This window comes from Pedobacter sp. WC2501 (assembly GCF_052682415.1).
The window spans coordinates 823,427-843,573 of sequence record NZ_JBQZFI010000001.1; the positions used below are offsets into that span (position 1 = coordinate 823,427).

Genomic DNA, 20,147 nt, shown 5'->3' on the forward strand with positions numbered 1-20,147 from the left:
AAAATGAAAACGAATTTCCTTAAGATTTTTGCGGCAGGAGCCTTAGTCGTTTTATTCTCTTTTACTTTTGTTCAAAGGAAAACAAAGCTGTACATCATCGGCGATTCTACCGCGGCCAATAAAGAAGAAAAAGCATATCCGGAAACGGGTTGGGGCATGGCTTTACAAGCTTATTTTAAACCTGATGTTACGGTTGATAACCGGGCTTTAAACGGTAGAAGTACCAAATCCTTCAGGGCTGAAAAACGTTGGACCCCAATTTTAGCACAACTAAACCCAGGCGATTATGTTTTTATAGAATTCGGGCATAACGATGAGAAAGTTGATAAACCTACGGTCGGTGTTTCATTGGCTGATTTTAAGACCAACCTGGTGAATTATGTAAAAGAAACCCGGAGCAAAAAAGCATTTCCTGTTTTGCTCACGCCAATCTCCCGCAGAAGTTTTAAAGACGGAGTTTTGATAGATTCGCATGGTGATTACCCGGGCATAACCCGCCAGGTAGCCGATTCGTTAAATGTACCCTTAATTGATATGCTGGCTAAAACAGAAAGTTTGTTAAACCGTTTGGGCGAGGAACCATCCATTAAATTATTCAATTATGTTGATTCAGGAAATGTAAACTATCCTAACGGCAAAAAAGACAATACACATTTAAGCCCGGAGGGAGCCAAACAGGTAGCAGGTTTCGTAGTGCAAGGGATAAAAGAGTTGAAACTGAGTTTGGTAAAGAGTTTGAAGTAAAAAATATAGTTGTCATCCTGAACGCAGCGAAGGATCTTTTTTTACCACAGAGTGCATTAAGAAATTCACTGAGTACACAGAGTTGGGCGTATAAATATGATCATCGTCCTCGTTTGCAACGAGGATGCCTGAGAATGGCGATTGTATCGCCAATAGCATAATACCGCATTGCAAATGCGGATCTCGCTAATCCTCGTTACAAACGAGGACTATAGACAAAAAGCCGCAAATCCATGATTTACGGCTTGCTTTTTATAAACCGGTTCTTTAAAAAACATAATTTGTCATCCTGAACGCTAGTGAAAGATCTTTTAGTTAAGCGTACTAACCTCTCAAATGATCTAATCTTTAAGTGATAACTTAATTTGGGTTCTGCCTTTCATCGTTTGGGGATTCTTCACTGCGTTCAGAATGACAGCTAAGCATACAAAACAAAAAGCCGCAAATCCACAGACTAACATCCATGTTTTTGCGGCTTAGTTTTATAAACTGATCTTTTAAAAAATATACTTCGTACTTAAAAAGTTAGAATCATCTCCCCTCACAATTTCGTTCAGTAACTTTTTATTATCCTCTGTAAACTTAGTGGCTACTAAAGACCGGATTGAGAACGAACGTAAGGCATCCACTACAGAAAGTGTTCCTTCAGCACTGTCTTTACGACCAGTGAAAGGGAATACATCTGGTCCACGCTGACATTGACAATTAATATTGACGCGACTCACCTGGTTAACCAAAGGATCGATCAACGAAGAAATTACCGCAGCATTATTGCTGAAAATACTCACTTGCTGGCCGTGTGGCGAACCGATTAAATACTCGATAGGTTCTTCCAGATCATCAAAAGGCACAACCGGCACAATCGGACCAAACTGCTCTTCACGGTACAGTTTCATGTTGCTGTTTACGGGATAAACAATGGCGGGATAAACAAAAGTTTCTAAAGTCTGCCCACCATTTTTGTTAACCACTTTCGCCCCGTGTGAAACGGCATCGTCAATACATTCTTTTAAATACTCGGGCTTGTTCAGCTCAGGCAGCGGTGTAAGGTTTACCCCTTTTTCCCAAGGCATGCCAAATTTCAGTTTTTCTACTTCTGCAGATAAACGTTTTAAAAATTCCTGCGCTAAACTGCGGTGTACATAAACGATTTTAATGGCTGTACAACGTTGTCCGTTAAAAGAAAGCGAACCTAAAACAGTTTCAGAAACCGCCAGATCAAGATCCGCATCTTTAGTGATAATGGCCGCATTTTTGGCATCTAAACCTAAAATAGCCCTTAAACGGTTTACTTTAGGGTGCAGTTTTTTAAGTTCGTTGGCCACTTTACTCGAACCGATCAAAGTAAGCACATTAATTTTTCCAGATTTCATTAATCCCGGAACGATTGTATTCCCACGACCGTAAATCGTATTTACAACACCCTTAGGAAAACTGGAACGGAAAGCCTCTAATAAAGGATAATGTAATAAAGTACCGTGTTTAGGTGGTTTGAACAAAAGCGTATTGCCCATAATCAAAGCCGGAATCAAAGTAGTAAAAGTCTCGTTTAAAGGATAATTAAACGGCCCCATACAAAGCACAACCCCAAGCGGAGAGCGGCGCACCTGGGCCACAATTCCCTGCTCAATTTCAAAGCGCGACGACTGCCTGTCGATATCTTTCAATGCATCGATAGTTGCGTAGATATATTCAACTGTCCGGTCGAACTCTTTTACCGAATCGGCATAAGATTTTCCGATTTCCCACATAATCAGTTTCGCAACAATTTCCTTTTGCTCAATCATTTTATGGGTAAAGTTTTCCACGCAGCTAATCCGATCAGCAACACTCATGGTTGGCCATTGCCCACGACCATTATCATAAGCGGCTACGGCGGCATCTAAAGCTTCTGTCGACTCTTTCTCCGTGCAAACAGGGAAACTACCGATGCGCTTACGTTTTAAGCCCTCAGGGGTTTTTACGCATACCGGAGAAAAAACCTCATTAAATGGCCCGTTCCATGGTTTCATCTCTCCATTTGATAGAAACTCCTTTTGATTGATTTCTTCCGTGAGCCTAAATTCATCTGGAATCTGGCCCTCTTCAACGAAAATACTTTCGAGGTTTAGCGTTGTACTCAATTTAATTTGTTGTTAGGGTTAAATTAATGTTAAATCTATCGTTTAAGTATAGATTCGTTTGTATAAAAAGGCCGATGATCCAGAAAGCTTTCCTTAACATCAGCCCCTGGTTTATTTTAGTTCGATTACTTTATATTTTGGCACTAAGGATTTCATTACTGTCCAACCGATTAAATAACATACGGCACAGATGGAAAAGATAATGAAATAACCGGCTTCTTCACCTTTAAAACCCATAAAAACGATCTTGTTTTTGCCCGTATAATCGAACAGCAAACCAGAGCCTTTATTGATGATGAAAGAGCCTAAACCGCCGGCCATACCACCAATACCGGTAATGGTTGCAATGGCTTTTTTAGGGAACATATCGCCCACAGTAGAAAATATATTTGCCGACCAAGCCTGGTGGGCTGCACCTGCAATACCAATAATGATTACCGGAATCCAGTAAGTAATGTGGCCTAAAGGTTGCGCCGCTAAAGCCAACAGTGGGAAAAATGCAAAAATCAACATGGCCCTCATCCTACCTTCATAAGGATTCATACCTTTTTTATCAACGAAATAAGTAGGTAACCATCCTCCTATAATCGAAAGCAGCGTAATCATGTAAAGTACAAATAATGGAAGTGCACTTTGAGTAGAATCCATTCCATAAACCGATTTCAGGTAGGCAGGTGTCCAGAATAAAAAGAACCACCAAACCCCATCGGTCATAAATTTACCAAAAGCAAATGCCCAGGTCTGTTTGTATTTAAAACAATCGATAAACGAAACTTTTTCTTTGGTTTCTTCAACGTAATCGGCCAATTTCCGGTCGTTGATTACGTCCTGCTGGATATAAGCCAGTTCCTCTGCGCTAACCCGCTTATGCAACTCTGGTTTATTGTACACAAAAACCCATAATCCCATCCACACAAAACCCAGTGCACCGATAATGATGAACGACATTTCCCAACCATAAGCTTTAGCAATAAAAGGAATGGTAATGGGGGCAGCCAATGCACCAACCGTAGCACCGGCATTGAAAATACTGGTTGCAAATGCCCGGTCTTTTTTAGGAAAATATTCGGCAGTGGCTTTAATTGCTGCAGGAAAGTTCCCTGCCTCACCAACCGCCAGTACAAAACGGGCAAAAATAAAGAGGGTAACACTTACCGAAACCACTAAACCGGTATCGTTAATACGGGCAATAATTTCTTTTGCGCCTTCAAAGCCTACAAACCAGTTACCATTGATAATACCTGCAGTTGCAATACCACAGAAAGCATGTAAACAGGCTCCAATCGACCAAACACCGATGGCCCATAAAAAGCCTTTTTTAGTATCCAGTTTATCAACTAAACGCCCTGCAAAAAGCATCGATATGGCATAAAAAATAGAGAACAGGGCCGTTATATTTCCATAGTCGTTATTGTCCCAATGAAATTCCGGTTTAATAAAATCTGTCCAGGTTAACGAAAGGACCTGTCTATCTAAATAATTTATCGTAGTGGCTAAGAATAACAGCAAACAGATGGTCCATCTATATTTGCTTGTTTTGGGTTGGTTCATTTGGTTAGGTTTGTTAAATTTTATTTGCTCTGCTGAATTAGATCGAGCGCTAATTTGGTATTGTCGAATAACTCTTCGTAAAGCCCTTTACTCATCACATCTTTACTGATTAATTTACTACCCATACCAACCGCACAAACGCCAGATTTAAACCAGGTTTTCAAGTTATCAGCATTAATTTCTACCCCACCGGTAGGCATAAACAGCTGTCCTGCGAAAAGATCTTTAATTGATGAAATAAACTCAGGGCCTAAAATATTGGCAGGGAAAATTTTGATCAACATGGCTTTATGCTCTTGAGCTACACTGATTTCAGTTGGCGTCATACAGCCCGGAATCCACAGCATCCCGATTTTGTTGACAATTTCTGCAACAGCCGGATTTACGATCGGTGCCACAATAAAATCTGTTCCCGCTTCGATAAAAGCATTTGCATCGGCAGGGGTTTTAATGGTTCCTATACCCAGATAAAGATCTGGCATTTCGGCATCGCGTACTTCCTTTAATTTTTTAAAGTTCGACAGGGCTGATTTACCGCGGTTAGTATATTCGAAAACACGTACACCCGCTTTATACAAAGTGCGTAATATTTCAACGCTACCTGCTTCGCTATCCTGATAAAAAAGCGGTAACATGCCTTGCTCTAAAATGGCATCTAAAATTTTGTGCTTGTTGCTAATCATTGTGTATTATTCTTTTTTCTATGTCTGCTACGGTACTGATTGTAGCATCACTTGGAATGTATAATTTATCGTAAGCTGCTGCGGTGGCAAAGTTTAAAGTTTCTTTGACCGGTAACTGGTTGTAAAAACCGTAAATCAAACCTGCCATAAAACAGTCACCACTACCCACTTTATCTAAAATTTCGTCCGAAACATATTCTTCAGAAACCGTTAGTTCACTATCGGTATAAATGGCAGTATAATACCTGATACCTTTGCCATGATCAAACCTGAAGGTATTGGCCACCGCTTTACATGCCGGAAACAAACTTAATATTTCTTTAGAAGTATCTGTTGCCTGTTGTAGTAACGTTTCTTTTGCATAACCCTCAGTTTGTGTTAAATCTTCGTGAAGCGCAGTACCCAACATTTTATTGGCCGCCCAAACATTCCCCATAATCAAGGTACAATATTGAGCCAGTTCTGGTAAAACATCAATGGGATCTTTACCGTATTTCCAAAGTTTGGCGCGATAGTTTAAATCAAGTGAAATGGTAATATTTTTTGCACTTGCCACTTTTAAAGCTTCTAAACAAACATCAGCAATAGATTGGTTGATTGCTGGACATATCGCACTGAAATGGAACCAGCTTACATCTTCAAAAACTTCATCCCAGTTGATCTGGCCAACCTTTAATTCTGCATAGGCCGAATTTGCCCTGTCGTAAATTACACCGGCATTTTTAAGGTCTTTTCCTTTCGGGAGATAATATAAACCCAAACGTTCTCCATGATAAACCATTGGTGTGGTATCGATATTACGGGCATCAAGATAATCTACAATTTCGCGGGTGACCGAATTATCTGGTACAGCCGATAAATAGGCCGAAGGAACATTCCAAAGGGCAAGTGCAGTGGCTACATTCAGCTCTGCACCACCCACATAAAACGGGAGTTTGTTTTCTTTTAACCAGGCACCATCCATATCGGGACAGATGCGTAACAGGATTTCACCAAAGCTTAAAACTTTTTTTCCTTTTTCTGATGAAGCGAATATTTGGGTGCTCATTTTTATATTTATCGGCATATTTCATGCTGTTTTCTGCAACCGCATGAAAATGGAAGGAAAACGATTGAAATGATTTGATTCCAATGAAATACCCTCCTAAAGCCTGATTTTGGGTTAAAATTTAAAGTAATTTTTTGCGTTAAAGTACGAAATATCCTGAACAATTTTGCCCACCCATTCCAAATCGTTAGGCAATTCGCCATTCTCAATATCTTCTCCAAAGAGGTTACAAACAATCCTTCTGAAGTATTCGTGGCGTGGAAAAGAAAGGAAACTGCGCGAATCGGTAAGCATACCTACCAGGCGGCTTAAAAGCCCCATGTTGGATAGTGCGTTTAACTGTTTGATCATACCGTCCTTCTGATCCAAAAACCACCAGGCCGAACCAAACTGAACTTTACCTGCAACCGAACCATCGTTAAAATTACCGATCATGGTGGCAATTAATTCGTTATCTGCTGGATTAAGATTATAAATAATGGTTTTGGCCAGTTTATCCTGATTATCCAAACGGTTCAGGAATTTAGAAAGCATACGGGCCTGGCTAAAATCGCCGATTGAATCCCAACCGGTATCCGGACCTAATTGTCTTAACATCCGGGCATTGTTGTTGCGTAGAGCACCAAGGTGATATTGTTGCACCCAGCCTTTCTCGTGATCCCATTCTGCAAAATAAACCAGCATGGCCGATTTAAATTTCAGGTTTTCCTCGTAAGAGATATCTTGTTTAGCGCGAATTTTATTAAAAATGGATGAAATTTCGGCTTCAGTATAATCCTCGGCATAAATCTGCTCTAAACCATGATCAGAAACTGAACAGCCATTATCAGCAAAGTAATCGTGACGGCTTTTTAAGGCATCGATATAATCCTGAAAACTGCTGATGGTTTTATCGGCAACGCTTTCTAACTTGTTGATATATTCGTTCAATCCTTCAATATCATCGCTGTTCATCGCTTTATCCGGACGGAAAGCAGGTAACATTTTCAAATTTGCACCCTCTCTTGCCAATTGCTGGTGGAAGTTTAAGCTATCCAATGGATCATCGGTTGTACAAACAGCTTCCACATTCATTTTGGCCAATAAACCACGTACAGAGTACTCTGGCGTTTGCAGTTTTGCAGAACATTCATCATAAATTTTCTGTGCCGTTTTGCCCGAAAGTAAATCGGTTACACCAAAATATCTCTGAAGCTCTAAATGTGTCCAGTGGTATAATGGATTACGCAAAGTATAAGGAACAGTTTCAGCCCATTTCTCAAATTTCTCATAATCTGATCCAACACCAGTGATGTATTTTTCATCCACACCATTGGCACGCATGGCCCTCCATTTGTAGTGGTCGCCGGCAAGCCAAACCTGACTGATATTGGCAAACTGGGTATTATTGGCGATCTGCTCCGGAATAAGGTGATTATGGTAATCGATAATCGGCAATGATTTTGCAAAATTGTGGTAAAGCTTTTCTGCTGTTTTGCTTTGCAAAAGAAAATTTTCGTCTAAAAAAGATTTCATACTATATGATTTGAGACACCAGATAATCGGTTTGAGATGATCAAAACGAATATCTATTAATTTTTTATTTAGCCCCGGTCTGTGTCCTCACAGAACGGAATTGAATTTATTATCCCTGGTCTGTGTCCCCATAAACCGGAACTCAATTTATATTTTATCTATTGGTGGTCTGTGAGGACACAGACCACGGCATTTGGACTCATGACTCCGGACTACAAACTCACTCCCCTTTTCCATGGAATAAAGTCATCCTGGTTAAGCAACACTGCCTTAGGGATTACTTCGCCACTAGCCGCTTTAATGCAATATTCCAGGATATCTTCTCCCATTTGTTCTATGGTTTTTTCTCCTTCGATTACCGGACCACAGTTAATATCGATGATATCACCCATGCGTTTTGTCAATGCATTATTGGTTGACACCTTAATGGTCGGGCAAACCGGGTTTCCCGTTGGCGTGCCTAAACCTGTGGTAAATAAGATTAATGTTGCACCCGATGCTGCTTTACCTGTGGTAGCCTCTACATCATTTCCAGGCGTACAAACCAAATTTAACCCTGGTTTAGTGGCGGGTTCGGTATAATCCAACACATCTTCTACTGGTGAGGTTCCGCCTTTTTTAGCTGCTCCGGTACTTTTAATCGCATCGGTAATTAAACCATCTTTGATATTTCCCGGCGATGGGTTCATAAAAAATCCAGAACCTACATTTTCCGCAGCCTGGTTGTAAGCCGTCATTAACTGGATAAATTTGCGGGCAGCAGTTTCGTCTTTTGTTCGGTCGATTAACTGTTGCTCGGCACCGCAAAGCTCAGGGAATTCGGCTAAAAGCACCGTTCCGCCTAAAGCCACCAATAAATCGGAAGTATAACCTACCGCAGGGTTGGCACTAATACCACTAAAACCATCGCTGCCGCCACATTTTACACCCAAAACCAGTTTACTTAACGGCGCTGGCTGACGCTCGATTTTATTGATTTCGGTTAAACCGATAAAGGTTTTACGGATGGCTTCCTTAACTAATTGTTCTTCGCTCTGCGATTGTTGCTGCTCAAAAATGAATAAAGGTTTATCGAAATTTGGACTACGCTGTTTTAAATCATCCATAAAATCCTTAACCTGTAAATTCTGACAGCCCAGGCTCAACACAGTTACACCAGCCACATTCGGGTGATCGGCATAAGCTGCCAATAACTTGCTCAGCACAGCAGCATCCTGACGGGTACCGCCACATCCACCCTGATGGTTTAAAAACTTAATGCCATCAACATTTTTAAAAACGCGGCTGGCCGATGGATTGGCTAATCCGATAGAATTTGGATCGGCCTCTTCTAAAATCTCGCCGTTTTTATAAGCCTCTACCAACTGGTGGGCATACGATTTATATTTATCGGTAACGGCATAACCCAATTCATTGTGCAAAGCCTCACGGATGACATCTAAATTGCGGTTTTCGCAGAAAACAGTAGGGATAAACAACCAGTAATTGGCAGTTCCTACGCGACCATCGCTACGGATATAACCATTAAAGGTTCTGCCTTCAAATTTGGAAACATCGGGCGCATGCCACTCGTAATGGTATGGACGAAATTCGTAAGGATCAGACGCATGTTTGGTGTTTTCGGTATCCATTAAACCACCTTTAAGGATGAAATGTTGTGCCTTTCCTACCAATACGCCGTACATGATAATGTGATCGCCGGTATTCATATCCTGCATAAAAAATTTATGCTTGGCCTGGATATCATCCTGTAAAATATACTCCTGCCCATCGTGAATAACGGTTTCGCCTTTTGCAAGATTTTGCAGGGCAACAAGAACGTTGTCGTTAGGATGGATTTTTAAAATTCTAGTAACCATTTTAAATTGTTCTTTCTGAATGCAAGTTACTTAAAGTTTCTTTTGCACCCTTATTTTGTAATAATTCAACGTATGATTTTACGGCTGCGTTAAAGCCGGGATAATTGTTCAGGTTTTTATCCCAAAGGCGTCTGTCGCCTAAGGTATTATCTACAACGGTTTCAGGATGTTTCCAGTATTCATATAAAACTTCCGCAAATTCATCCTGTATCGGGAAGGTTTTTCCGTTAGCGTTAGCCGTATAAATATCCCCATCTTTGTTTACATTCATAAAGAGAATATAAGCGGCAACACCCAAAGCGGTAAGTTGTGGCACTTCATTTTTTAAGGCATAATATCTTCTGATAAGCGGCATGTTGCGCATCTGCATTTTTGAAGTGAAGTTTAAGGTAATAGCCTGCCATTGGTGCTCTAAAAAAGGATTACTGAAACGGTCGACCACACTTTCAGCAAAGGCAATTGCTTCATCATAGGTAATATCTTCATTTACCACAACAGGGGCTATTTCGTCTTTCATCAGTTTTAACACATTGGCTGAGAAATCTTCATTGGCCATAGCTTCTTTTACCGTATTAAAGCCTGCTAAAATGGCCAAACCGCAGCTAATGGTATGTGTGCCATTAAGTAAACGGAGTTTTAGTTCTTTAAATTTATCCATGGAAGGAACAATGAAAATACCTTTATCTGCTTTTGAGAAGGATAATACCTCTTTTACTTTTTCGCTTGATGATTCGATTGCCCAAAGCCTGAAAGGTTCGGCCATGATCATGAGTTCGTCTTCGTAACCCAATTCGCTTTCGATGGCTTTTTGTTCAGCTTCCGGAAGTTTTCCAGGCACAATACGATCAACTAAAGTTTTACAGAAATGATTGGCGGTTTTCAACCAGTTTTCGAAATCCCAGCCCAATTTATTCTGGATGGCAAGATCCAGTAAAATCTCTTTCAATTTATCGGCGTTATCGCTGATGAGTTCCGTAGGCACGATCACCATTCCGCTTTCTGCTGAACCATTAAAGGCTTTATATCTTTCGTGCAGAAAAGCCAATAATTTGCCCGGGTAAGATTGTGGTGGATTATCGGTGATTTTATCTTCACTTTTAACAATCCCAACTTCAGTGGTATTCGAAATTACGACCTGCATTTCTGGCTGATGGGCGGCTTTCAAAATTTCGGCCCAATCTTGTGAAGCAGACAAAACCCGGCTGATTGAAGCGTTGATTGAGTTTTCTTCAACACTAACACCATCTTCAATACCTTTTACACAAAGGGTATATAAATTGTCTTGCTTCGCAAATTCGTCAGCACCACCTCTTGAAGTAGATTTAACGACCAAGACCCTACCGTTAAAAACACCTTTTTGATTGGCTTTATCGATAAAATAATCTGGCAGACCGCGCAATAAAACACCCGTTCCAAACTGGATTACTTTTTCGGGCAAGGCTAAAATTTCGGCAGTTGGTTTTATAACCCTGTCGCCGTTAATGTTTTTTAAATTTTCTCTGTTTAAAATCATTTTAATGTGATTTAACCACCAAGGCACTAAGGCACTAAGTGGGATTATAATTTTCTTTTGACGAGTTATGATTTATTTATTTCCCATTCGTGCTTAACCACTTCGGGTATTCCTTTTCAATTAATTTTTCTCCCCAGTTGCCATACCAGGCATAACCGTTGCGCCTTTCGGGACTTAACTCTTCCAATTTTGTTTTAATTGTATTGTCACGGTCGCCGAAAATCGGGGTGTTTTTATCAAGGTCGTAAAAACGCGCCCAGGTGTTGGCTGTATGATCCGCAACTAAAGCTGAAATATTTTTGTTCCGATCGAAACGGTAGCCAACTATTTTATAAGTATCAAACCATTTCACTGCTGCTGCAATTGTATTTTTTACTTCTGGTGATGGGTTTTTAAGCCTCATGAGGAAACGCACAATACCCACCGATTCACTTGTGCTTAACGAGGCCGGCTCAAATGCCCTGGCTTTTGCAGGCAACATCGAATCTTTATCGTATTGCGCAGCCCAAATGGTTAACGTCCCGTTCTGTTTTACCTGTGTTTTGATGATACAATTAATGCCTTTTGCAATGGCTTTCTCTGCTTTTTTTACATAATCTGGATTTACAACTTCGAAATCGTTCGTTTGCGTGACAATATCCTGTAAAATGTTCAGAACATTGATCATCGCATCATCATTGTAAGTAATTTCAGATCGGTACGAAGCTTTATCAGGATAATATTGTGGCCAGCCACCATTGGCATACTGAGCAGATAAAATATAATCCAATCCTTTTTCAGCTGCCTTTAAATAAGCCTTATTCTGTGTTTTTTTATAAGCTTTTACCAGGTAAACCACTTCTCTGCTGGTGGCTTTATTATCGAAAGTGGCATGTAAATCTTTCGTCGCTTTTATTTTGGCCAATAACTCAGGGGTTAAAGCAGCACCATAGTTAACCACACTTTTATCATCCAGTTGCTTTGGCCAGCCACCATTGCCTAATTGATAAACGAGCATTTTATCTGCCATAGAATCAGTAGGCTGCTGGGCATAACACGATAGTAATAAAGTGCTGCAGACTAGGGTGAACCATATTTTTATTTTCATCATTTTGTTTGTTCCTTGGTCTGTGAGGACACAGGCCACTAATTTTCTTTTTGTTTCCTGTGCCATGGTTATTGTTTACCACAGAGACACAGAGTATTTTTTCATCCAATATGTCACGTTGAGCTTGTCGAAACGCTGTTTGCAGTAATTTTAACAAGTCCTTCGACAGACTCAGGATGACAGTTCTTCGCCATGGTTCGTGTCTCCAAGAACCATTATTTATCTGTGTGCATCCTTTTCATCTGTGGTTAAATCCTACTTCTTCCTGGGCACCTGTTTAATCAGCCAGTTCACCAAATCATTCGTGGCTTTAAAATTTTCAAATTCAGCAGGTAATTTTCTACCGTCAATATATTCATTATAAAACCAGGGATCGCCCACTGCGAAAACTGTTCCTTTACCATATTTTGCAGTAGCAACAATCACATCTCCTTTATCAGTTAAAGCAGAGACAGCGGGATTTTTCGCCACAATGGTAGAAATTTCCTTGATGTACACTTTTTTGGCCGTCTTGAAAATAGAATTCCCTGCCGGGATTTTTATTGCACCCTGTTCAAAATTTGCGCCCTGAACTTTATTGCGGCTATCTTCATTAAAATGAATTCCAAAGGTTTCAGGTAGTACATTAAATTTCGAAATTTCGCAGTTGCCTACATCGTTCAAGAGCAGTACCAAAACGCCACCAGCTTTAACCCATTCGCTAACCTGTTTGGCATGGGCAGCATTCATGAAATTCGGGTTAGCCGTTTCTTTTTCGGTATCAGGATCTACAATAATGTAAATGTTAGTTCCTTTTAAATTTGAAGTCGTAGGAGCTGCTTTAAGCGTTCTGGTTTTTACACCAGCATTGTTAAATACTTTACCGAATAAAGAGAATCCATTGTTATCATCTTCTTCCCAAAGGTAATGGAAAGGGATTTTATCTCCGGTTGGGCCGGTCATGTATTCGTTGTTGAAGAAATTATCGACCGTAACCGTTAAATTTTTTCCAGGTTTTGGTAAAGCATCAACTTCCATCTCAGCAGCTGCACACACAAATGCACCCATTCCTTTAGGGTCGTTGGTGATTACTTTTTCACTGATATAATAATCGAAGCTGCCATCGCGGTATTTAGGTTTTCCACCTAAACCAGATACAGAAACGGTTTTGGTAAGGTTTACCCTTTCATCGCCTGCTTTTTCTATAAATTCTTTCTTTAAACCTGCATAACCTTTATTAGCTGCTGCCATAAACGAAGGTGCCAACCAACCTTTACGTACTCCTTTGGCTAAGCCGTACACAAACATGCTCGATGCCGAACTTTCCAGGTAATTCCCTTTACGTGCTGGCATATCCAAAATATCAAACCAAACACCCGATTTCGGATCCTGGTATTTTACCGCCGCTGTTGCTGTACGGTTTAAAATGGCCAGTAATTCTTTCCTTTGTGGATGATCGGCCGGAAAATTATCCAACACATCTACCAAGGCCATGATGTACCAGCCCATTGCCCTGGCCCAAAAATTTGGCGAACGCCCGGTTTTTTTATCCGCCCATTGTTCTGTTCTGCTTTCATCATAGCCATGGTAAAGCAAACCTGTTTTTGCATCACGTGAGTTTTTTTCCATGAGGATAAACTGTTTGGCAATGTCATCGAAAGCGGCATCTTTTTTCATCAATTTGGCGTATTCTGCATAGAAAGGTTCGCCCATGTACAAACCATCCAGCCACATTTGGTTTGGATAAATTTTCTTATGCCAAAAGCCACCTTCTTTAGTACGCGGCTGTTTTTGCAGCTGATCGTATAATTTAGTTGCAGCTAACAGGTATTTCTGCTGTCCGGTAACTTTGTACAACAACAATAAAGCGCGACCATTTTTAATGTTATCGATATTAAAATCATCTGGTTTATAGGTGGTGATATTTCCCTCTTTATCCAGATAAGCATCCATAGAACTTTGGATGTATTTGAAATATTTTCCATCACCGGTATTGCGCCAAACCGATGCAGCACCTTCCAAAACCACTCCCATATCGTACGACCATCTAGGGCCTTTGGTCCTTTTAAAACAGTAGTATCCTGCCATAGCTGTTCCATTGCCGTTAGGGTTAACTGCTCCGACAGTTTCTTTTGGGCAAATCCACTTTGTGTTAAAATAGAAAAACCAATAAGTGCAGCGGCTGTATATAAGATTGATTGCTTCATGATGCTGTTATTTTGAAATTTCCAGTGCTTTTTTATCTACCTCAGTGCCCAAAACGGAAGCTGTTTTCGCTTTAGAAACATCGGTTCCGCTAATTTTTACCCCTTTTGATTTTTCGCCTGAAACATCAAATAAAATTTTGCTGTTCATTGGATAGCTGAGCTTGCTGATGTTGATATTAGAACCGTTCTGGATCATCACTACCGGACTGGTATTATCAGTAATTACGTTTACGTTTTTCAGGAAAATTCCTGTTGCCTCGATAATTTCGATACCCTTCTTAGCTTTTATAGTTACGTTTTCCAAATGCACATCTTTGATGTTCATCTCTGGTAATCCCCTGAAAAATATTGCCTTTTCGGCACCATTGGCTACTACATCTTTAATGTAAAAGTTTCTGAACTGCGGAGTGGCTTCTGTAACCGGAACGGTAACCGTTTTAATCGCTTCTCGTTTTTCGCCAGCCAAAGGAACCGGATCAACCGCAGCATAATACATATCGAATAGAATGGCTTCGCCAGGAATATCGACCATGTTGATGTTGTTGATATAAATATTTTCTACCACACCACCTCGGCCACGGGTGGTTTTAAAACGCAGACCGATATCGGTACCGATAAAAGAACAGTCGTACACCCAGATGTTTTTTGCACCACCGCTCATTTCGCTACCGATTACAAAACCGCCATGGGCATGGTAAACGATATTATTTCTTACAATTACATTTTCAGTTGGTACACCACGTTTACGGCCAGCCTCATCACGGCCAGATTTGATGCAGATGCCATCATCACCTACATCAAAAGTGCTGCCTTCAATCAATACATTTTTGCACGATTCTACATCAACGCCATCGCCATTCTGTGCAAACCAGGGATTTTTCACCTGTAAATTTCTTAAGGTTAAATCCTCGCAAAGCAAAGGATGTAAATTCCAAGCTGGTGAATTTTGAAAGGTAACACCTTCTAAAAGAATTTTTTTACAACCCGTTAAAACCAATAAGTTCGGACGGAGAAAATCTTTGATATCTTCATAATCTGCTGCTGTTTTGCCCGCTTCAATTACTCCTGGATTTTTAGTATTGGAGCCTTTAAGTGTTTTTTCAGATGGATACCACATTTTGCCATCTGCTTTAACTATTCCTCCGGATGCAACGAGGTTTTTCCACTGTGTTTCTGTGAGTTTATCTTTTTTAACCATGCGCCAGGCACCACCGTTGCCATCAATGATCCCGCTTCCGGTAATGGCAATATTTTCGAGGTTTACACCCGAAATCGGACTCTGGTTTCGCCATGCAGGCTGACCTTCCCAATTTCCCTGAACGAGTTTATACTGGTTAAAATCGGCCGTAAACTGAAGAATAGCGTCGCGTCTTAAGTGCAGGTTAACATTGCTTTTTAACTCAATAGGCCCGGTTAACCACAAGCCTGACGGAATTAACACCACTCCTCCGCCTTTTTGGCTAACGCTGGCAATGGTTTTATTAATGCTTTCGGTATTTAAGGTAATGCCATCACCTTTTGCCCCGAAACTAACAATGCTCGTGGTATCTTTTTTAAATTTAACCTGCTGAATAATGGGTAAGCTATGCTTTTGTTGAGCCATAGCAGTTGCAGAAGATAAAATTAAGCATGCGAGAGCTACTTTTATATGGCATAAACGACCAGAAATATGTTTCATTATTTGCGCTGTTAAATTATACTTGGTTATCGTAATAACAAGTGTACGTTGTTTGCACTTAAAACAGAAGAGAAATCTATGCAATCGTTACCGGAAAACCAGGTAAAAAACAGCCTTCAGAAATGAATTTAAAAACTGTATACCAGCATGTTACGCTCCTTATTTTATCTCTGGATTCCATCCACGGAAAACGTTTTCTAAAATATAGGTCTGGTATTCTATCTCTGTTAATTGGTGCGACCATTTTACCCTGTTTTTTGGATCGGCGCCTTTCCCCTTGCTTTTATATTCTGCATAATAAGCCGTTTTCTCATTACTTTCTTTCTCCCAGTTGTTCCAACCAGCGGGGTGGATAAAATCAGGCAGTTCGCAATTGAGGTAAACAACTTTAGCATAAGGTCTCCAGGGGCGGCCCAGGTAAAAACTATTGGCAGGGGCATCTCCCTTGATTTTACATTTGTTGAGTACGTAGCCAAATTTTGTGGTATCGGCAGTTGAAGCAGCCGTAATATAACCCGCCTTTTTGCAGAAAATGGTGCAACTTTCAAACCAGGCTGTCGAAGCCCCGAAAATAAAATCGACCGTACCTTCAATATAGCAGTTTTTATAGTATTGGCGGTTGTTGGCTCCGTAAGTGTAAAGTGTATCCTGGAAACCCAAAAAACGGCAGTTGGTGAAAATCAGTTTATCGCCGCCCGCCCAAATGGCCACGGCTTGCCCAACAGGGCCTGACGAATTTTCGAAAGTGATGTTCTCAGCAGAAAAGCCTTCGCCATAAATGTAAAAGCTGGAAGAGCCGGAAGTACCTTTTTCTTCACCAAAAATATTTTTCTTCTGTGCATAATCATCATAGGTTAAAATAGTTTCGTTTAAGTTTTCCCCAATAAACTTTACATTCTTTTTAGAGGCCGCCAAGATAAGTTTTTCTTTATAAATGCCTTTTTTAATAAAAATTACGGTTGTTTTGTTCCTGAAATCCGGCACAGCATGTATCGCTTCCTGCACAGTTTTAAAATTCCCACTTCCATCAGCTGCCACCACAAAATCGGGTTTAACATCCAGTGCATAAACCGCTGATGAAATGATTGTCAGTAAGAATAGGATGATTGCTTTCATATGAATTTGGTTAGGCTTAAATTAAAATCGGCCACGTAAAAGTATAAACTTTGTAACGCAGCCGTGTTTTAAAATATATGATGAACAATTTTAAACATTAATATCGAAGCGGAAGAAGTTTTCAGAAGATTAAACGTTGCAAACGATGTCGGGAACGATTGCACGGTATCAGCTTGTCTAATACTTTCGGCCAAGATAAAAACTATAATTCCTCGGAACGTTCCGGTAAGTGATCGTACTCACCTTTCCATGCATAAAAGCCAAATATCATCAATCCCAAACTAATTGGGAGGAAAATAAACAGGATAATTGCCCATTGCAGGATAGTATTGGTACGTTCGATATCTGTATGGGTCAAGCCCACTTTATCAATCGCCTGTAAAAACAAAAAAGTCATTGCCAATGGCCCTAAAACCATCCAAACCAATCCTAAAAATTTCTTTAACGTATTCATCTTCTTCGTATCTAGTCGTTAATATTTTCGTCTCTTTTATTCGATAAATAAATGGTGCCAATAACCAAACTCAATGTGGCTATGCCTATCGGATACCAAAGGCCAGATAATGGTGTAGAACCAGAAAAGCTTGCAATTAGCGTTGCAATAAAGGGTACTAGCCCGCCAAAAACACCATTACCGATATGATAAGGCAGCGACATAGAGGTATACCTGATTTTTGTCGGGAATAACTCTACCAGGAAAGCAGCAATTGGCCCATACACCATGGTTACGAGCAAAATCTGGAAGAAGATTAAGCCAACAAATTTCCAGAATACTGGCGTAGGCAAAACTTTGTCTTTTATTACTTCCTTACCTAAAAGAATCCCTTTTGTTGTAGAAACCGTATCAGTTTGCACCCTGTTAAAGGACGCACCGTTTCTAAGCATTACTTTAGTAGAAACGGTTCGCAAGCTATCAGTTGAGTTCACAATTAAAACAGCAGTTACCGGAGCCGGCGTATCAGATAAAATATCAGCCTGTTCAATTTTTGTATAATCGGTATCATCTAAAAACATTTGATAGATGGGGCGATAAAAAAGAATGCCTAAAAGCATACCGCTTAACATGATCCATTTCCGGCCAACCTTATCACTCCAGGCACCAAATACCACAAAAAATGGCGTGGCAAAAGCGATTCCCCAAAGTAAAATATACCTCGAATCATTAAAATCCAGCTTACAGGTATTTTCTAAAAACGATTGTGCATAAAACTGACCGGTATACCAGATTACCCCTTGCCCCATGGTAGCGCCAAATAATGCCAGGAGTACCATTTTAAAATTCGCTTTATTGTTAAAGCTTTCTTTAAGTGGATTTTTTGAGATATTTCCTTCAGCTTTCAATTTAGAAAACATAGGTGATTCGTGCATTTTCATGCGGATGTAAATCGAAACCACTACCAGTACAATCGATAACAGAAAAGGAATCCGCCAACCCCAATCGCCAAAAGTTTCTGCACCTAAAATATTTTTCGTGATGACAATAATTCCTAACGAAAGAAACAAACCCAATGTTGCAGTAGTTTGGATCCAGCTGGTAAAAAACCCGCGTTTGTTTTTGGGTGCATGCTCTGCCACATAGGTAGCTGCACCACCATATTCACCACCCAAAGCCAAACCCTGGATTAACCTTAATATTAAAACCAAAATGGGCGCGGCATAACCTATACTTTTATAAGAGGGAATTAAACCGATAAAAAACGTCGAGCCGCCCATGAGTACCAAAGTGAGCAGAAAAGTATATTTCCGGCCGATTAAATCGCCAAGCCTGCCAAAAACCAATGCACCAAATGGGCGAACAATAAAACCAGCTGCGAAAATAGCCAAGGTGTTGATTAAAGCGGATGCCCCGGCATCTTCCGGAAACAGCTGATGGCCAATGATAACCGCAAGGCTGCCAAAAATGTAAAAATCATACCATTCAATCAATGTACCTAAAGATGATGCACCGATAACTTTAAAGATATTGTTCCTGGGTAAAGTGTCGCTCATAAGTGATTAGAATATTTGGTTTCCCAAGATAAACATTTGAATGACAATCGGCAACCTGTACCGTTTGTCATTTAATTTGTTACATTACCAAACATTTCGGCTTTAGTTTTGTATTTTCATCCGTAACGAATTTATTTTCCATTAGATTATATGCTTTTAATACAAAATATTAGATTAAGTAGAATTTTAAGAAATACGTGGCAGATTGATCTGATCATGGTTGCCTCTTGTACTGCAGCTTACTTTGTACGCGAGTATTTAATTGCCCATCATTTCTCCATTCCATCCATTATTCCAACGGTCTTAGGTACAGCTATCGCTTTTTTCATTGGATTTAACAATAATCAGGCTTACGATAGGTGGTGGGAAGCCCGTAAAATATGGGGAGCATTAGTAAATGATTCCCGCTCCTTTGCTAGGGCTTTGATTAACTATGTCGATGAAGATGATGAAAGTGTAAAAAGGATGGTTTGCAGGCACATTGCGTTCTTATATGCTTTAAAGGCCAATTTGAGGGGAACGGTAGATGAAATTTACACCAAATATTTACCTGAGGCGGATTTAAAAGAAATTGGGAGACACAACAATATACATAATGCCATTTTAAATATTCAATCAAGAGATTTGCAAAAATTATCGAAAGCAAATGCTATTGATGGTTTCCGTTTTATTGAGATCAATGAGATGCTTACACGATTTTCCGATTCTATGGGCATGAGCGAACGCATTAAAAACACCATATTCCCTACTACTTATTCCTACCTTACTAAAGTATTTATCTGGTTATTTGTAGTAACGTTTACCCTGGTAATCAGTCAGGATGCAGGGCCTGCAGCCATATTTTTAGGCTGGTTAATCGGTTTTGTATTTGTATCCACGCAGATTAATGGAATGAGCCTGGTTAACCCTTTCGAAAACAATTCGGCAGGTGTTCCGCTTAACCAAATTACCAGGACAATAGAGATCAATCTTTTGCAAATGCTCGAAGAAGACGAGATTCCTGAGCCTGTTAAACCTATAAATAACGAATATGTGCTTTAAGCGATTTGGGAGCT

At 40.2% G+C, this 20,147-nt stretch carries 15 protein-coding genes; 2 read left to right on the forward strand and 13 right to left on the reverse strand.

What is annotated here, in order from left to right:
* Positions 1-3 precede the first annotated feature (3 nt).
* Positions 4-744 (forward strand): rhamnogalacturonan acetylesterase, encoded by a 741-nt coding sequence (locus tag ACUN24_RS03555; protein WP_445561275.1) that lies wholly within the window; start codon positions 4-6, stop codon positions 742-744.
* 497 nt (positions 745-1,241) lie between these two features.
* Here ACUN24_RS03555 and ACUN24_RS03560 read toward each other — a convergent pair whose 3' ends face one another.
* The 13 genes from ACUN24_RS03560 to ACUN24_RS03620 all read right to left on the reverse strand — a co-directional run bounded on the left by ACUN24_RS03560 (position 1,242) and on the right by ACUN24_RS03620 (position 19,092).
* Entirely contained in the window at positions 1,242-2,867 is a 1,626-nt protein-coding gene (locus ACUN24_RS03560; RefSeq protein WP_193419252.1) for an NADP-dependent glyceraldehyde-3-phosphate dehydrogenase, read from the reverse strand.
* A 111-nt stretch (positions 2,868-2,978) separates the two neighbouring features.
* The gene (locus tag ACUN24_RS03565) at positions 2,979-4,418 is read right to left on the reverse strand and encodes an MFS transporter (protein ID WP_315417651.1); all 1,440 of its coding nucleotides are present in this window, start codon (positions 4,416-4,418) and stop codon (positions 2,979-2,981) included.
* 20 nt (positions 4,419-4,438) lie between these two features.
* A complete protein-coding gene (locus ACUN24_RS03570; protein ID WP_445561276.1) occupies positions 4,439-5,101 on the reverse strand; it encodes a bifunctional 4-hydroxy-2-oxoglutarate aldolase/2-dehydro-3-deoxy-phosphogluconate aldolase in 663 nt (220 codons plus the stop codon).
* A complete protein-coding gene (locus ACUN24_RS03575) occupies positions 5,094-6,149 on the reverse strand; it encodes a PfkB family carbohydrate kinase (protein WP_445561277.1) in 1,056 nt (351 codons plus the stop codon). Before ACUN24_RS03575 ends, ACUN24_RS03570 begins: the two co-directional genes overlap by 8 nt.
* A gap of 114 nt (positions 6,150-6,263) precedes the next feature.
* A complete protein-coding gene (gene uxaC, locus ACUN24_RS03580; protein ID WP_445561278.1) occupies positions 6,264-7,664 on the reverse strand; it encodes a glucuronate isomerase in 1,401 nt (466 codons plus the stop codon).
* 212 nt (positions 7,665-7,876) lie between these two features.
* A complete protein-coding gene (locus tag ACUN24_RS03585) occupies positions 7,877-9,523 on the reverse strand; it encodes a UxaA family hydrolase (protein WP_445561279.1) in 1,647 nt (548 codons plus the stop codon).
* Between the two features lies 1 nt (position 9,524).
* Positions 9,525-11,036: a tagaturonate reductase gene (locus ACUN24_RS03590; RefSeq protein ID WP_445561280.1), complete on the reverse strand. Its 1,512-nt coding sequence runs from the start codon at positions 11,034-11,036 to the stop codon at positions 9,525-9,527.
* A 76-nt stretch (positions 11,037-11,112) separates the two neighbouring features.
* On the reverse strand, positions 11,113-12,126 hold the full coding sequence (gene pelA / locus ACUN24_RS03595) for a pectate lyase (RefSeq protein ID WP_445561281.1): 1,014 nt from the start codon (positions 12,124-12,126) through the stop codon (positions 11,113-11,115).
* 252 nt (positions 12,127-12,378) lie between these two features.
* A complete protein-coding gene (locus ACUN24_RS03600) occupies positions 12,379-14,190 on the reverse strand; it encodes a glycoside hydrolase family 88 protein (RefSeq protein ID WP_445561282.1) in 1,812 nt (603 codons plus the stop codon).
* Positions 14,191-14,316: 126 nt separating this feature from the next.
* Positions 14,317-15,987: a glycoside hydrolase family 28 protein gene (locus ACUN24_RS03605; RefSeq protein WP_445561283.1), complete on the reverse strand. Its 1,671-nt coding sequence runs from the start codon at positions 15,985-15,987 to the stop codon at positions 14,317-14,319.
* A gap of 159 nt (positions 15,988-16,146) precedes the next feature.
* The gene (locus ACUN24_RS03610) at positions 16,147-17,103 is read right to left on the reverse strand and encodes a pectinesterase family protein (protein WP_445561284.1); all 957 of its coding nucleotides are present in this window, start codon (positions 17,101-17,103) and stop codon (positions 16,147-16,149) included.
* A gap of 202 nt (positions 17,104-17,305) precedes the next feature.
* Entirely contained in the window at positions 17,306-17,557 is a 252-nt protein-coding gene (locus tag ACUN24_RS03615) for a DUF6814 family protein (protein ID WP_445561285.1), read from the reverse strand.
* Between the two features lie 11 nt (positions 17,558-17,568).
* Positions 17,569-19,092 carry an MFS transporter gene (locus tag ACUN24_RS03620; protein ID WP_445561286.1) on the reverse strand — a complete coding sequence of 508 codons (1,524 nt, stop codon included), beginning with the start codon at positions 19,090-19,092 and terminating at the stop codon, positions 17,569-17,571.
* 150 nt (positions 19,093-19,242) lie between these two features.
* On the opposite strand from ACUN24_RS03620, the gene ACUN24_RS03625 reads away from it, so the two are divergent.
* Complete coding sequence (locus ACUN24_RS03625) at positions 19,243-20,133, forward strand: bestrophin family protein (RefSeq protein WP_445561287.1); 891 nt, start codon at positions 19,243-19,245, stop codon at positions 20,131-20,133.
* Positions 20,134-20,147: the final 14 nt, after the last annotated feature.